The sequence below is a fragment of the Ruegeria sp. genome (assembly GCF_965221235.1).
In the GTDB taxonomy this organism is placed as follows: Bacteria; Pseudomonadota; Alphaproteobacteria; order Rhodobacterales; family Rhodobacteraceae; genus Ruegeria.
This window is the reverse complement of the sequence record NZ_CBDCRS010000004.1, coordinates 3,004,540-3,019,969: the sequence shown is the minus strand read 5'-3', so window position 1 is coordinate 3,019,969 and position 15,430 is coordinate 3,004,540. Positions and strand designations below refer to the sequence as shown.

At 60.2% G+C, this 15,430-nt stretch carries 15 protein-coding genes; 3 read left to right on the top strand and 12 right to left on the bottom strand.

Features of this window, described 5'->3' with window-relative positions:
• Positions 1-156: 156 nt before the first annotated feature.
• Genes ACOQOY_RS18365 through ACOQOY_RS18350 form a run of 4 tightly spaced genes read right to left on the bottom strand, consistent with a single transcriptional unit; the run spans position 157 to position 3,314 of the window.
• Positions 157-1,335: a phage major capsid protein gene (locus ACOQOY_RS18365; RefSeq protein WP_420586778.1), complete on the bottom strand. Its 1,179-nt coding sequence runs from the start codon at positions 1,333-1,335 to the stop codon at positions 157-159.
• Positions 1,336-1,370: 35 nt separating this feature from the next.
• Positions 1,371-1,916: an HK97 family phage prohead protease gene (locus ACOQOY_RS18360; protein ID WP_420586777.1), complete on the bottom strand. Its 546-nt coding sequence runs from the start codon at positions 1,914-1,916 to the stop codon at positions 1,371-1,373.
• A gap of 26 nt (positions 1,917-1,942) precedes the next feature.
• Entirely contained in the window at positions 1,943-2,161 is a 219-nt protein-coding gene (locus tag ACOQOY_RS18355; RefSeq protein WP_420586776.1) for a GTA head formation protein, RCAP_rcc01685 family, read from the bottom strand.
• Positions 2,154-3,314 (bottom strand): phage portal protein, encoded by a 1,161-nt coding sequence (locus ACOQOY_RS18350; protein WP_420586775.1) that lies wholly within the window; start codon positions 3,312-3,314, stop codon positions 2,154-2,156. Before ACOQOY_RS18350 ends, ACOQOY_RS18355 begins: the two co-directional genes overlap by 8 nt.
• Before the next feature lie 208 nt (positions 3,315-3,522).
• Here ACOQOY_RS18350 and ACOQOY_RS18345 point away from each other — a divergent pair, with 208 nt between their 5' ends.
• Positions 3,523-4,140, top strand: coding sequence for a hypothetical protein (locus ACOQOY_RS18345; protein WP_420586774.1), 618 nt, complete (start codon positions 3,523-3,525; stop codon positions 4,138-4,140).
• Positions 4,141-4,245: 105 nt separating this feature from the next.
• Here the strand turns inward: ACOQOY_RS18345 and ACOQOY_RS18340 are convergent, their stop codons facing one another.
• A complete protein-coding gene (locus ACOQOY_RS18340; protein WP_420587274.1) occupies positions 4,246-5,472 on the bottom strand; it encodes a DNA-packaging protein in 1,227 nt (408 codons plus the stop codon).
• A gap of 909 nt (positions 5,473-6,381) precedes the next feature.
• Between ACOQOY_RS18340 and ACOQOY_RS18335 the strand changes: the two genes are divergently transcribed.
• A complete protein-coding gene (locus ACOQOY_RS18335; protein ID WP_420587273.1) occupies positions 6,382-7,638 on the top strand; it encodes a DEAD/DEAH box helicase in 1,257 nt (418 codons plus the stop codon).
• A 38-nt stretch (positions 7,639-7,676) separates the two neighbouring features.
• Here ACOQOY_RS18335 and mltG read toward each other — a convergent pair whose 3' ends face one another.
• The 7 genes from mltG to fabD all read right to left on the bottom strand — a co-directional run bounded on the left by mltG (position 7,677) and on the right by fabD (position 13,987).
• Positions 7,677-8,837 carry an endolytic transglycosylase MltG gene (gene mltG, locus ACOQOY_RS18330; protein ID WP_420586773.1) on the bottom strand — a complete coding sequence of 387 codons (1,161 nt, stop codon included), beginning with the start codon at positions 8,835-8,837 and terminating at the stop codon, positions 7,677-7,679.
• Positions 8,838-10,103 carry a beta-ketoacyl-ACP synthase II gene (gene fabF, locus ACOQOY_RS18325; RefSeq protein WP_420586772.1) on the bottom strand — a complete coding sequence of 422 codons (1,266 nt, stop codon included), beginning with the start codon at positions 10,101-10,103 and terminating at the stop codon, positions 8,838-8,840.
• A gap of 179 nt (positions 10,104-10,282) precedes the next feature.
• Positions 10,283-11,026, bottom strand: coding sequence for a HisA/HisF-related TIM barrel protein (locus ACOQOY_RS18320; protein ID WP_420586771.1), 744 nt, complete (start codon positions 11,024-11,026; stop codon positions 10,283-10,285).
• Between the two features lie 118 nt (positions 11,027-11,144).
• Complete coding sequence (locus ACOQOY_RS18315) at positions 11,145-11,684, bottom strand: GNAT family N-acetyltransferase (protein ID WP_420586770.1); 540 nt, start codon at positions 11,682-11,684, stop codon at positions 11,145-11,147.
• A 142-nt stretch (positions 11,685-11,826) separates the two neighbouring features.
• Entirely contained in the window at positions 11,827-12,060 is a 234-nt protein-coding gene (locus tag ACOQOY_RS18310; RefSeq protein ID WP_008756330.1) for an acyl carrier protein, read from the bottom strand.
• 209 nt (positions 12,061-12,269) lie between these two features.
• Positions 12,270-13,007 carry a 3-oxoacyl-ACP reductase FabG gene (fabG, locus tag ACOQOY_RS18305; RefSeq protein ID WP_420586769.1) on the bottom strand — a complete coding sequence of 246 codons (738 nt, stop codon included), beginning with the start codon at positions 13,005-13,007 and terminating at the stop codon, positions 12,270-12,272.
• A 41-nt stretch (positions 13,008-13,048) separates the two neighbouring features.
• A complete protein-coding gene (gene fabD, locus ACOQOY_RS18300; RefSeq protein WP_420586768.1) occupies positions 13,049-13,987 on the bottom strand; it encodes an ACP S-malonyltransferase in 939 nt (312 codons plus the stop codon).
• A gap of 170 nt (positions 13,988-14,157) precedes the next feature.
• On the opposite strand from fabD, the gene ACOQOY_RS18295 reads away from it, so the two are divergent.
• Positions 14,158-15,384, top strand: a complete 1,227-nt coding sequence (locus tag ACOQOY_RS18295) for a cytochrome b/b6 domain-containing protein (RefSeq protein ID WP_420586767.1) — start codon at positions 14,158-14,160, stop codon at positions 15,382-15,384.
• Positions 15,385-15,430: the final 46 nt, after the last annotated feature.

The following is a 15,430-nucleotide window of genomic DNA, read 5'->3' as shown; positions in this document are numbered from 1 at the left end:
TCTCGGACCCCTCCGGGGCCGTATCCTTGGAAAATGACGGGCACGCGCCGCCCCACGTTGCTCGGACGGAGGGGAGCAGCTAGACAACGCAGGGGATCTCACCCCGGCCCGTACCCGCCGCTCCGAGGGGCTTGCGCCCCCCGGATTCAGCCCGCCTTAGGCGGTGCCGAATTTCACCAGCTTGATCGCGGCAAAGTCGCTGACGTCGCCGCCCACGCGCTTGGTCGCGTAGAACAGGACATGCGGCTTGGCGCTGAACGGGTCGCGCAGGACGCGCAGATCGGGGCGTTCAGCAATGGTGTATCCGGCTTGGAAGTCGCCGAACGCAATCGAGAAACTATCGGAGCCCGCGTCCGGCATGTCCTCGGCAATCAGCACCGGATAGCCCATCAGACGCGCAGGCTCGCCCGCCGCCAGACCGTCTGACCACAAGAAGCGGCCGTCGCTGTCCTTCAGTTTGCGGATCAGACCTGCGGTTTTGGAGTTCATCACGAAGGTGCCGTTGACCCGGTACTGCGCGCCCAGCGCATAAACCACGTCGACAATTGCATCGGCGTCGACACCACCGTCGATACCAGTCGGCACATAACCGATATTGCCCCAATCCCAGACATCGTTGTCGACCTTGGCGTGGTCCAGAATGCCCTTGGGCTTGTCGACACCATCGCCGCTGATAAACGCCGAGGCTTCGGCGCGGGCGAACTTGTCGGCAATACGACCGGCCAGCCAGCCCTCGACGTCAAAGGCGCTGTCATCCAACAAGCGCTGCGAGGCTTTCGGCAGCGCACTCAGCTCGTGCAGTGCAATCGAGATACGGTCAATCGACGGGGTCGCCGTCTCGGTCGCGGTCGAGGCTTCATCGGCCCAGCCTGCACCCACATCCGTGTGATCAATCAGCACATCGAACGAGTTCGCCTCGACATTCACAACCGACGCAATCGAGCGGATCGAAGCGGTGGATTTCAGCACCGACTTGATGATCTCGGCGGTTTGCGGATCGACAAGAAAACCGCCGTCACTGTTGACCGCGCTGGACAGCGATTTCGACTCCATCTCAAGCCCGCGCAGGCCGTCATCTTCGCCCGAACGCACATAGGCGTCGAATGCCTTCTGATGCGGTGCGCCTTCTTCGATCGAGGCCGCAAGGTGCGGACGCGCCGCGATGGTTGATTTACGATCCAGCATGGTCAGTCGCTCTTCTGTCTGTTGCAGTTTGGTTTTAACTTCAGCCTTCAGGCCCTTGAATTCATTTACGAAGCCAGCCATCGCCCGCTTCACCTCCTGAACCAGGGGCGCACCCTCTCCGGTCAAGGCCGGGGTTTCGGTCTTGCTCATCAGCATGTCCTGTTTTTGGATGGGTTTGAGGCGCGCTAGATCCGCGCCAGCTCCTGCCGGGCGTCGCTGAACACCTCGGCAATACTACGCCAAGTGTTATCGGCCTCGGGGTTCGTCCCCTTCGCCGCCACCCGCGCACTGGGCAACATCGGGAAGGTCACCAGCGACACCTCCCACAGCTCCAGTTCGGTAAGGACCCGCTGGCCCTTGTCATTCTTCACGGCCCGCTTGGTACGATAGCCGATCGACAGGCCGTCCATCGCGCCAGCACGGATCAACTCCGCCGCCTCACGGCCCTTCTGCGTGCTTTCCAGCAGACGCCCCTTGACCCACAGACCCTTGTCGTCCTCGCGCACCTCGTCCCATACACCAATGGGTTGCGCCGGGTCGTGCTGCCACAGCATCTTGACCCGCTGACCCGCGGCCTTAAGCCCCGCAAGCGAGCCCTGATACGCCCCGCGCCGCACCACATCGCTGCCCTGATCGACCTGCCCGAACAGACTGGCATAGCCCTCGATCACCGCATCATCCGTGACTGACAACCCGTCTCCGAACCGTGCAAATTTATGCTCTAAATCCATGAACTTCTCCATGTAACTCACTGACATTATGGCGTTACCACAAGGAATGACTGAAAGGCCTGCGCCAGGATCACTGCTGCCACACCGTAGACCGTCAGCCACAACCGTCGCTCCAGCCGTTCCATCATCTCTTCGATCTGATCCAGCCGTTTGCACAAATGTGCGTGCTGGATCTCGGCCACCCTTTCATGCGCGGCCAGACGCAGGCCCGGCGCGCAATCAAACGGGGGATACCCCTCAGACATCCGCTCGCTCCGGCAGCCCCAGAAGCGCGCGCTTCTCGGCATCGGTCAGGAAATCGGCCCCATTGACTCGCGCCCACTGAGCATCGCGTTCCGCCGAAAGCGCCGGCACCTGATCCAGATCGGGTTTCAACACCAGATCCTCGTTGGTGAAACCCGTCAGCCATTCCGACACCGCCGCCGCCACCCGCGTCACCAGAGGCAGCACGGTCAGGCGGTAAAACGCCCGGTTGGCCTCCTGATAGTTCGAATAGGTCGCGTCGCCTTGTATTCCCAGCAGCATCGGCGGGACCCCAAAGGCCAGCGCGATCTCGCGGGCGGCGGCTTCCTTGGTCTTTTGAAACTCCATATCGGACGGAGAGAACCCCATCGGCTTCCAATCCAGCCCCCCTTCCAGAACCATCGGGCGGCCAGCATTCCGCGCACCGCGATAGTTCTGCTCAATCTCATCGGACAGACGCCGGAACTGATCCTCGGCCATTACCCCATGGCCATCGCCCTTCCACACAAGCGCCCCCGAAGGCCGCGCCGCATTGTCCAGCAGAGATTTCGACCACCGCGACGCGCTGTTATGCACATCAATCGCCATCGCCGCCGCCTGCATGGGCGAGAACCCATAGTGGTCGTCCTGAGGGTGGAAGGACTTGATGTGACAGATCGCATCCGCCGGAAACCGGTGCGTCTTTCCGCCAGCCGTGTAATCATACGCCTTGGGCCAGCCATCCGCGCCCGGAACCACGCTCATGCGGTCCGAGCGCAGGACGTGCAGCTCAATCGGCAAGCCCTCTTCGGCCTGCACGGCCTCGACATACGCGTTGCCCGACAGCAGCAGCTGCCCGAACAGAGCCTCCATCAACTCGGCCCGCCCCTGAGCCGCGTTCGGACGGCGCATCAGCGACAGGATCGGATGCGCGTCATAGCGCTGCGCCTGATCCTGCAGAACCAACGGCAACGCCGCCGCCGCCTCGGCAATCAACTTGACCGAGCGAAACCCAACCGGATTCCCCGAAAACCCCGTCCGTGTCAGCGACACCGCATCCCGAGGGCTCCACGCCACACGCCCGCCCGTCTGCCACGCCACCACAGGCCCAGCCGCGCTCGCTTTCGCCTCGGGTGCCTCGCCAGCCGATCCACGACGCAAGAAATCGAATACCATCTGTGCTCCTTTCTGCCGCCGCTCTGCCCGGCTTGTTGAAAGGAGTTATGACGGAAAGAAGTTTAAGCCTTGGGAATGGGGCGTACGGGGGTTGGGCAACGGTTAATTCCCTTGGCAGTCACCGCAATTCCCCGATGCCTTATACTGTACACAGGTTGCAACGGTCGACGACACAATGTGGTCAGAGTTTCATGCCAGTTGCACGGATATGAAACAGACATTGATTCTCGCTTGCTGCGTATTTTTCGGAACCACAACATTTACGCTGTCGGATCCGGCGACCGATGCATCATATATTGCTGAGCAACACATCATTTCGACCAAAGCCGAAGAAAAGTTGGATACGCTTTTAACGGATGTGATGGCGCAAATGCGTCCGGCCTTCGAAACGCTTGGCGCGCAAATCGTTGACCCAGATCGCTTTATGGACGAGCTGATGGGTGACTTTGAAAAAACACTCATATCAAACATACGCAAGACTTCCGCTGCCGCATATCAGGAGCTGATGACAGACGTGGAAATAGCTGCCCTAGCCGACTATTATCGAAGCGATGAAGGTCAGGTCTTACTTGCACAGGGCCTGTCTGAGGTGACTTTGAATGATTACATTACATTCGCGCAAGAGGGAGCAGGCGCACCGTTATTGGAGCATTTCCCCGAGTTGCTAGCGAGCATGGAAGAAGTTGGTAACGAAACCATGGCGCGCTTAGGTGAAATTTTCACACTGAACCGAATGGCCGATCTGATGGAAATGGAGGCTATAGTGAAGTTTGAAGACGAGGCCCGTCGCCAAGCTGTTGTTGATGCGTTTCGGAAAACCCAATGAATCGCGACGCTAACGGGATGCTCTCGTGCACACCGAAATTGCCAGGGCAGCATTCTATCTAAAACTGCTTTTCCTGTTGCGTGACATACCTCACGAGTTTTAGCTTTACAAACTCCGCACCCTAGGCCGCCGATACGCCGCCGCAGGCCCCACAACTAACTCATGCAGCGCCCAGACCAGCGCGTCGACCCGGTCGGGCGAGCCCTGCCCCTCGAACCCGCGCGCGGTCATCTGGCACATCTGCTCCTCCAGCGCGTCCAACCCGGTCACATGGCTCACCCGTCCCTGTTCGTACAGAGCCGCCACAGGCTCGGCCCGCGCGACCTTGCCGCGTGAGGCCCGCACCGACCGATAAGGGACCAGAGGGTCCACCTGCCGCACGACCTCCTCGACCAGTTGCCCGCCCTGATTGACCTCGGCCACCAGCCTCTCGGCCCCGAACTCATCCATCGCGTCGATCGCCGCCTGCGCCCAGCCCGCAGGACCCGCGCCCTGCACCGTCCGGTCAGCCAGCACATAGGCTCGCCAGTCTTCGGGCGGCCCCTGCACCTGCGCACCAACGACCACGATCCCGCAGGCATCCGCGCTTGAACCGGATGTCACCGCCGGGTCCAGCGCCACTACGATCCGATCCAAATCAGGCACCTGCGCACAGCGCGCCGCCTCCAGCATCGAGCCCGTCCACAGCGCGCCTTCGGCATCCGACAGCAGCACCCCATCCAATTCCTGCCGTCCCAGCCGCGTGCCCGCGTAGCGCGCGCGCACCTCCTTTAGAAAGGAGTCTGCCAGATTGGCCCGGTTCGCCTCGGTCGGCGCATGAGTCTGCACCGTGGACGGTGACGCCAGCAACTCCTTCAAAACCTTCACATTGCGCGGTGTGGTCGTCACACAGACCCGAGGCTGATCCCCCAGTCGCAGCGCAAATTGCAGCATGTCCCAGGTCTCGCCTGCCTTCTTCCACTTGGCTAGCTCATCCACCCAGGCCGCATCGAACTGAGGGCCGCGCAGCCCCTCAGGATCATGCGCCGAAAACGCCTGCGCCTCGGCCCCACTGGGCCAGATCAGCTTGCGCTCAGATGCCTTCCATTGTGGCCGACGATCTGGTGGAGAACACTGCAAAATGCCGCTATCGCCAAAGATCATTACATCGCGCACTTGATCAAAAGTCTCACCAACCAGCGCAACACGGCACGCCTGCCCTCGATCCAGCGGTTTGGCGCCTTCGACCATAGACCGTACCCATTCAGACCCAGCCCGCGTCTTGCCGGCCCCACGCCCCCCCATAATCACCCAGGATCGCCAGTCGCCCTCGGGCGGCAGCTGATGCGGCAGCGCCCAGAACTCAAACAGGAAAGGGAGGGCACATAGCCCCCCCTCCCCGATCTCACTCAGAAATCTGTCCTGCACCGCGACAGGTGCGGAGGCGAGCCAGCCTGCACCCGACTTCAAACCGAGCCCGGTCAAGGTCGAGCGCATACCCCCCTTGGGCAATTCCGGCTTGTCTGTGATGTTGTTCGACAAAGCTTGTCTCCACTTTCTGGCAACTTCGGATCAACCCCTCTAGCTGACCGAGTTGCTTGCCTGTTCCGGCAAGGTCTGCATCCTCCCCGGCACCGATCTGTTTTCGCAGTTCTTCCGCTGCCTGACGCAGATCGCGAATGGACCTTTCGAGCGACTGCAACAAATCAGCCGTCTGAGAAATCCGCTCTTCCGGGGTAATCAAAGTCATGTTTGCCTGTGACCTCATGCGTGAGTTTTCTCCGCACGAGAGAAACGAAAAACGGCCGCCGGGTTTCCCCGGGGCCGTTTGCCCACTTCTTCTAGCATGACACAACTTATACGCATAAAAGCACGCAAAGTCAATGTTTTGCGCAACGGCGACGCAACGGACGGTCACAGTTACCGGTCCGTTAAGGACGACGAGAACTATTGCGACACCCATGCACCGGCACCGCCCAGAATTTCTGAACAGGCGACAACTGCTTGACAAACCCACGTCAAACTTGCATCAGCGCGCGATCACAGCGCTGACGCGTGAGCTATTGGGCCCTCTCAGCCCCCACAGCGCACTACACATCCCCTAGTTCCCCTTCACGCAGGGTTCTTGTTGCGACGGTCGGACGTGCAGGGTGCGCCTGTTTGTCCTGAGACTTCGCATAATCCCTGCCGGTCGCGCTGTCCGCGCGGCCAATGCACTTGTCCGTGGCTGAATTATCGGCGCGGATCAAAAAGGAATGGCATTTGTTCGACTTTGATATGCTGGGCCTCGCCCCGGCCCTGAATGAGGCGCTTGAACGCGCCAACTTTACCCAACCCACTCCGATCCAGAACCAGGCGATCCCGCTGGCGCTGAAAGGTCATGATATCCTCGGGCTGGCGCAGACCGGCACCGGCAAGACGCTGGCCTTTGGTCTGCCGCTGATTGATCACCTGCTGGCGCAGCCGGGCAAACCCGCACCCAAAACGGTCAAGGCGCTGATCCTGGCTCCGACCCGTGAACTGGTGAACCAAATCGCAGAAAGCCTGCGCAACCTGACGAAAAGGACGAAACTGCGCGTTGCGACCGTGGTCGGCGGTCAGTCGATCGGCAAGCAAATCTCGTTCCTGTCGCGCGGCACCGATATTCTGGTCGCCACCCCCGGTCGCCTGATTGACTTGATGGAGCGCGGGGCCGTCGACCTCAGTTCTGTCCGCCATCTGGTGCTGGACGAGGCCGATCAGATGCTGGACATGGGCTTTATCCACGCCCTGCGGAAAATTGAACCCGCCCTGGGTTCGCCGCGCCAGACCATGCTTTTCTCGGCCACTATGCCGAAACTGATGGAGGAACTGAGCCAATCCTACCTGACCAACCCGCAGCGCGTGCAAGTCTCGCCCCCAGGCAAGGCGGCGGACAAGATCACCCAGTCGGTGCATTTCCTCAGCCGGGCAGAGAAGCCGGGCAAACTGCGCGAAATCCTGTCCGCTGACATGGATGCCCTGACACTGGTTTTTGCCCGCACCAAACACGGGGCGGAAAAGCTAATGAAAGGGCTGGTGGCCGATGGCTTCAACGCGGCTTCGATCCACGGCAACAAAAGCCAGGGTCAGCGCGACCGGGCGATCAAGGCATTCCGCGCCGGCGAAGTCACCGTGCTGGTTGCTACCGATGTGGCGGCGCGTGGCATCGACATTCCCGGCGTGGCCTATGTGGTCAACTATGACCTGCCCGAAGTGCCGGACAATTACGTCCACCGCATCGGCAGAACCGCTCGTGCAGGGCGTGAAGGGGAAGGCATCGCCTTCTGCGCGCCGGACGAGCTGGACCAACTGCGCCAGATTCAGAAGCTGATGAAGATCGAAATCCCGATTGCCAGCGGCACCATGCCCGAAGTGGCTGAACCTAAGAAATCGCATAAGCGGGGTGGGTTCCGAGGCCGCAAGCCGCAAGGGGCCAACTCGACGTCGAAACCATCGTCGTCCAAACGGCGTCGCCCGCGCAGGCGTCCGGCCGCATAAGAGAGAAAGGGCCGCGTTCATCGACGCGGCCCTTTCTCTTAATTGCTTGAGCTGTTTCTCTCGGCCTCAATCTCGCGCCATTTGGCAACATTGCGATTGTGTTCGTCCAGAGTTTCCGCGAAGGCGTGTCCACCCGTGCCATCGGCAACAAAGAAGACATAGCTCGTCTCTTCCGGGGCCACGGCGGCCTCAAGACTGGCCAGCCCGGGGTTGGCAATTGGTGTCGGTGGCAAACCATCAATCACATAGGTATTCCAAGGTGTTGCGCGACGCAATTCACTCCGTCGCAAGCCGCGACCCAACACGCCCTTTCCTTCGGTCACACCGTAGATCACGGTCGGGTCGGTTTGCAGCTTCATTCCCCGCTCAAGCCGGTTCACAAAGACGCTTGCGACCTGTCCACGCTCATGCGGAACACCTGTTTCTTTTTCAATGATGGACGCAAGGATCAACATCTCTTCGGGGCTGCTGATCGGCAGCCCGTCCTCACGGCTTTCCCAAACCGCATTGATCCGCAGCTGCTGTCTGTTCTGCATGTCTTGCAGAATAGCGGTCCGGTCATCCCCCGGCTGAACTTCGTAACTGTCAGGGGCCAACACGCCTTCGGCAGGTATCTCAGCCACTTCACCGGTCAACGCCTCGATCCCTTTCAGCGCTTCGACCACCTGCCACGAGGTTACGCCCTCGGCCAGCGACACGCGGTACCGGGTGTCCGAATCCTGACGCTTTTCAGCATATGCGGCTGGGGCCTCTTCTGAGCCGACCACAAAGTTGGCAATCTCTACAAAGTCCAAAGTCGCCGGGTCCAGTTCGCGCACTCGGGTCTGAACCCGGGTCACGCCGATGCGGTATTCAATCTCGGACCCGCAGGTGCTGGCGCCGCTGCTGGTGATCTCGTCAATGATCTGTTCCATCGACGCGCCTTCACGAACCAGAAAGCTGCCCGCCTTCAGCTGCTGCGCTTTTTCGGTGTAATCGGCAGCCAGCCGGAAGATCAGAGCATTGTTGATTGCGCCGTCGTCTTCCAACTGCTGACTGACACGCGTCATGTTTGAACCGCTTTTAACCTGAAGGCAGATGGCGGTTTCCAGCGGGCCTTCGGACGTGTACTGCGACTGCCCCCAAAGGATCAGGCCGCCGACCAGAAACAGGCCGACCACCAGAATGGTCAGCGCGTTCGATGCCAAAGCCCGCCACATTTAGCTGACCTTTCCGAAGATCACGCTGGCATTGGTGCCGCCAAACCCAAACGAGTTCGATAGCGCCACATTGATCTCACGCTCACGCTTGGCATTCGGCGCCAGATCAATCGGAGTCTCAACCGCCGGGTTGTCCAGATTGATCGTCGGCGGCGCAACCTGATCGCGGATCGCCAATATCGAGAAGATCGCTTCAATCGCGCCAGCCGCACCCAGCAGGTGACCGGTGGCTGATTTGGTCGAGGTCATGGTCGCATTTGCGGCGTGGTCCCCCAACAGACGCTCAACCGCGCCCAGCTCAATCGTGTCCGCCATGGTCGAGGTGCCATGCGCGTTGATATAGTCCAGATCCTTCGGCTCCAGCCCAGCACTGCGCAACGCGGCTTTCATCGAACGTTCTGCACCGTCGCCATCCTCAGAAGGTGCGGTGATGTGATAGGCGTCGCCGGACATGCCATAACCCAGAACTTCGGCGTAAATGTTCGCGCCGCGCGCCTTGGCGTGTTCGTAGTCTTCCAGAACCACGATACCTGCGCCCTCACCCATGACGAACCCGTCACGGTCCACGTCATAGGGACGGCTCGCTTTCTTCGGATCGTCAGCATATTTGGTCGACAACGCCTTGCACGCGTTGAAGCCCGCGATGCCGATCTCGCAGATGCAACCTTCGCCGCCACCCGCAATCATCACGTCTGCATCGCCCGCGCGGATGATCCGGCTGGCATCACCAATCGCATGCGCACCCGTCGAACAAGCCGTCACAACCGAATGGTTCGGTCCCTTAAAGCCATGGCGGATCGACACCTGACCCGAGGCCAGGTTGATCAGCGCGCCGGGAATAAAGAAGGGAGACACCCGACGCGGACCTTTGTCGCGGATCAGGTTCGCTGTGATTGCAATCGACCCCAGGCCGCCGATACCGGACCCGATCAGAACGCCCGTGCGCAGACGGTCTTCCTCATCTTCGGGCAGCCAATTGGCGTCCTTACAGGCCATTTCGGCGGCCGCGATGGAATAGAGGATAAAATCTTCGATCTTGCGCTGCTCTTTCGGCGGCATCCAATCGTCTGGGTTAAACGTCCCGTTGGTGCCATCGCCGCGTGGCACTTCGCAGGCATAGGTCGTTGTGACCCCGCTTGCCTCTGCATCGAACTGCGTGATCGGGCCTGCGCCGGATTCTCCGTCCAGCAGCCGCGACCAGGTTTCCTCGACCCCACTGGCCAACGGAGTGACCAATCCCAGACCGGTTACAACGACTCTGCGCATGAAGTGCCTCTTGCCTGCTTCCTGTTATGAGAACCGCTCATACCCCGGCCCGGGGTCCGGGGGCAAGAGCCACGGTTTATTCCCTGCCGACATCATCCCGCCAAATCGGAAATAATATTCGCAAAAAGGAAAACCGCCCACGCGCCGGACGCATTGGGCGGCTTCAATCGTCGCTTCCATTACTGGAACTGTGCGACCGGCTCGTGGGCTGCCTTGGCAACGTCAAGGGCGTCGACCAGCGAAAGCGTCTTGCGGAACAGCGCCCGCCCGACAATCGCACCCGAGATATTCGAGATATACGCCAGACGCGAGATATCGTCCGCCGTGCGCACCACGCCGCTGGCGATGATCGGAGTGCGGGATTTTTCCGCAAGCCCCGAGATCAGACCCAACTGCGCCTCGACATCTTCCATATCGCTATCGATATCTGTCACTACGATGCCGGCGAACGGAGTATCCGCAAATGCTTCGATGAATGCTTCCGGGGTAAAGGCGCTCTGACTGCGCCAACCATCGGTCATCACGAAACCCTGCCAGACATCTACCGCCAGCACGATTTGATCCGGGTAGAGCTTTGCAAGCTCTTTGACCAGAATGGGGTCCCGTGCGGCAAGCGTGCCGATCACAACCCGGCCCGCGCCTTTGTCGATCCAGTGCTCGACCTGCTCGCGCGAGCGCATACCACCGGCAAGCTGCACAGGCATCTCGGCCGAGCGAATGATCTCCTCAACCAGCTCTGCGTTTGTGTCTCGCCCTTCGATCGCATCGAAGTCCGTCAGTTGCATCCATTCGGCCCCGGCGGCCGACCAGCCGCGCGCCGTCTCCACCGGGTCCACATGCCATATCATGGCGTTGTCCAGACGGCCTTTGTCCAGCGTGACACACCGGCCGTTCTGCAATTCCATAGTTGGGTAAATCCTCATGAGCCCGCTCCTCCGCTCATTCGCATTGCAATCCAGTGTACCATACACACGGGAACAACGCCGGATTTTACCAGTTTCGGCAAACCAGAGACATTTTGCGGCATCGCAGAAGAGAGATTTATATGCGTCTTGGAGGACCGTTCCGGCGCAGCAATACGACCGGAGTACCATTGTACTCACACTCTCGCATCGGCGCGTATCCCAGCTTTTCAGCTAGCTTTTGCGAGACGGAATTCGCCGAATTTACCATTGCAACCAATGGCCCAGGCATGACGCGATCAAACCAGTCATGAGCGGCCTGAGCGGCCTCGAACCCCAGTCCCTGCCCCTGTGCCTCGGGGACCAGAATCCATCCGGCCTCTGGGAAACTGTCGAAATCTTCGCCCATCTCCCGATTGCCGTAGAAAAATCCGGCCTGCCCGATCATCTGACGATTCGATTGCTGTAAAACGGCCCATTGACCAAACCCTGCCATCTGCCAGTGTCCTGCATTACGCAGAAAGGAATCCCACGCCTCGCCCCGCGACCGCGGCTTGCCACTGATGTGGCGCGCGATACAGGGGTTGCGCCAAATCTCGGCGAACCGGTTGAAATCCTCAGGCCGCATTGCGCAAAGCATCAGGCGTGCCGTATTAATCGTCGGGGTGGATCTTACCATTGCCCTAACCCGCTCAGTGATTTTTGCCTCGCAAGAATGGTTGCGAACGAAATCACCAGCTGACAAGCCCGAATTCCAATCGGGCATAAAAAAACGGCACCTCCGTTGCCCGGAAGCGCCGTTTTTATAGATTTCGAAGCGATTAGGACGCTTCAGAGATGAATTTGACTGCGTCGCCAAAGGTTTGGATGGTTTCGGCCGCGTCATCGGGGATCTCGATGCCGAACTCTTCTTCGAAGGCCATAACCAGCTCAACGGTGTCCAGGCTGTCTGCGCCCAGATCGTCGATGAAAGAAGCATTTTCTGCTACTTTGTCTTCTTCAACACCCAGGTGCTCAACAACGATCTTCTTAACGCGATCTGCGACGTCGCTCATGTCTATTCCTCATTCCATTTCAGGGCCTAGTGCCCGGTTCTGCCCTTGCCCGCTCAGGCTGGCTTTGATTTGCCCGGTCTGGGCGGTTGGGTCCCGGAAGACCGGGAAAGTAGAAGGCCGACCAAGCGGCCGACCCCTGCATACATGCGCCGCCCTATAGCACAGACAACGCCTGAGGCAAACGCTTTCGCGCCTGCCCCGATCTGCGCTCACAACATGGCCATGCCGCCGTTCACATGCAAGGTGCTTCCGGTCACATAACCCGCTTCGGGGCTGGCCAGATACAGAACCGCAGCTGCGATTTCGTTCGCCTCGCCCATGCGCCCTGCGGGAACCTGCTGCAACAGGCCCGCTTTCTGATCGTCGGTCAGCTTTTCTGTCATCGCAGTGGTGATAAAGCCCGGTGCAACCGCGTTGACAGTGATCCCGCGCGTGGCAACTTCGTGCGCCAACGCCTTGGAAAAGCCCACCATTCCGGCTTTGGATGCCGCATAGTTCGCCTGACCCGGATTGCCGATAGCCCCCACGACGGACGAGATATTCACGATCCGGCCCCAACGCGCCTTCATCATGCCGCGAATGACGCCTTTGCACAGCTTCATCGTCGCGGTCATGTTCACGTCGATGACGCTCTGCCAGTCGTCGTCCGACATGCGCATGAACAGGTTGTCGCGCGTGATCCCGGCGTTGTTGACCAGAATATCAACCGAGCCCATTGCCTCAATCGCCTGCTTCGGCAGCGCGGCGACGGCTTCGGAATCGCTCAGGTTGCAAGGCAGCACATGCGCGCGCTCTCCCAGTTCATCAGCCAGCGCCTGCAACGGCTCGACCCGCGTACCTGTCAAAGCCACGGTCGCGCCAGCGGCATGAAGGGTGCGTGCGATTTCACCGCCGATTCCGCCCGAAGCGCCAGTAACCAGCGCGTTCTTACCAGTTAAGTCAAACATTCTGTTTCCCTCGTGCTGCGCCCGCTGGGGCGCGTTAGTCCTTACGATTCGACCTGAACGGCCTTTTGAACATCCTCGGGCGTCCCTACGGCCTTGCCTGCAATGGCACGGTCGATCTTACGGATCATTCCCGACAGCGCCTTGCCGGCACCGATTTCCCAGGTCTCGGTCACACCCTGAGCGGCCATGTATTGCACGCTTTCGCGCCACCGGACCGAACCCGTAACCTGCTCGACCAACAACTGGCGGATCAAATCCGGATCCGAGACCGCCTCGGCCCGCACGTTGGCGATCAGCGGCACAGCGGGGGCCTTGATCTCAACTGTTGCCAGCGCCTCTGCCATTACATCTGCCGCAGGCTGCATCAACGCACAGTGAAATGGAGCACTTACAGGCAACATAACTGCACGTTTCGCGCCTTTTTCCTTGGCAATCTCAGCGGCGCGCTCAACGGCGGCCTTGCCCCCCGAAACCACGACCTGTGTTGGGTCGTTGTCATTCGCAGCCTGACAGACCTCACCCTGCGCGGCCTCTTCGGCCACGGCGCGCACGGCCTCAAGGTCCAGACCCAGAATGGCCGCCATTGCGCCTTCGCCCACCGGCACGGCACTTTGCATCGCCTGACCACGGGTCCGCAGCAACCGGGCTGTATCCGCCACCGACAGCGCGCCAGCAGCTGCCAGAGCGGAGTATTCACCCAGCGAGTGCCCAGCCACAAATGCAGCATCTGTGACAGCGACGCCTTCGGCCTCTAGCGCGCGCATCGCAGCAATCGAGGTTGCCATAAGAGCCGGTTGCGCATTCTGCGTCAGCGTCAGCTCGGCAATATCGCCTTCCCAGATCAGGCTGCTCAGCTTTTCGCCCAGCGCCTCGTCGACCTCGTCGAACACTGCCTGAGCAGCCGGGTAAGCCTCGGCCAGAGCTTTGCCCATTCCGATGGTTTGGGCGCCCTGCCCCGGAAAAACGAATGCGCGTGTCATTGCGACCTCTTGGATGACGTTAGGTTGCGGCGGGGTGTAAACCGTGTAACGGCGCGGCACAAGCATTGCCTGAGGTCTGCACGACGGCACCATATCTGTGCGCGCTGCGCTATTGAGTCCTGTTCCCGTGGCGATAGGTTGAACACAGCCACCCCAGCCCGGAGCACCCGATGTCGTCCACCAATACCTTTTCCAGCTATGGCAGTGTCACCAAGACCTTTCACTGGCTGACCGCCCTGCTGATCTTTACCGCCCTGCCGCTGGGCTGGTTCGCCAATCAGCTGGCACACAAGATTTATGACCCGAATATCCCGGTGACCGAAGCGGATATCATCTGGGCTGCACGCCTGTTTTCCGCCCATAAAACCATCGGCGTCACAGTATTTTTCGTCGCACTTGCCCGCATCCTTTGGGCCATGACCCAGACCAAACCCGGCCTGCTGAACGCCGAAAACAAGTCCGAGGCTTTTGCTGCCGAAACCGTGCATTGGATGCTGTATGCCTCGTTGGTGCTGGTCCCGTTGACCGGCTGGGTCCATCATGCGGCGTCTGAAGGCTTTGCGCCGATCCTGTGGCCGTTCGGGCAAACCCTGCCCTTCGTACCCAAGTCACCGTTCCTGTCTGAACTGACGGCGAGCCTGCACTGGTTGTTCATCTGGGTTCTCGGTATCTCGCTTGCGCTGCATATCATGGGCGCGCTGAAGCACCACGTGGTGGATAAAGACAGCACGCTGCGCCGGATGTTGCCCGGCCGCTCTGACGCGCCGGAACCGCCCGCGCAACATCACTCTGCCCTGCCCGTCTTTGCAGCGGTTGCGATCTGGGGTGCGGTTTTGGTCGGCGGATGGTCATTGGGTGTGTTCTCGCATCATTCGGCCGCTGCCACTGACACCTCAGAACTGACCGAGGTGCAGTCTGACTGGCAGGTACAGGACGGGACGCTGGCGATTAGGATTACTCAGGTCGGCAACCCTGTCACAGGCAGCTTTGCTGACTGGACCGCCGCAATCACCTTTGATGAGCCTTCTGCCCCCGGCCCCGCAGGCGCAGTAGACGTGACCATCGCCATCGGGTCGCTGACCCTTGGTACTGTCACCGATCAGGCTATGGGTGCCGAGTTCTTTGATAGCGGCCAGTTCCCCACGGCCCAATTCAAGGCCGATCTGTTCAAAACCGAAACGGGATACGAGGCCCGTGGCCCGCTGACCATCCGCGACAAGACCCTGGACATCGTCCTGCCCTTCACGCTGGACCTTCAGGGGAACGAGGCGACAATGTCCGGCAGCGTGCAACTCAACAGGTTGGATTTCGGTGTAGGAGAGCACATGCCGCAAGAGGGCTCGGTCGCCTTTGCCGTCGACGTGGATGTGGAGTTGACAGCCATACGTGAAGAATAGCCCCCTTGCACAGCGCAAGAAAAAACCGCCGGTCCCAGTGGAACCG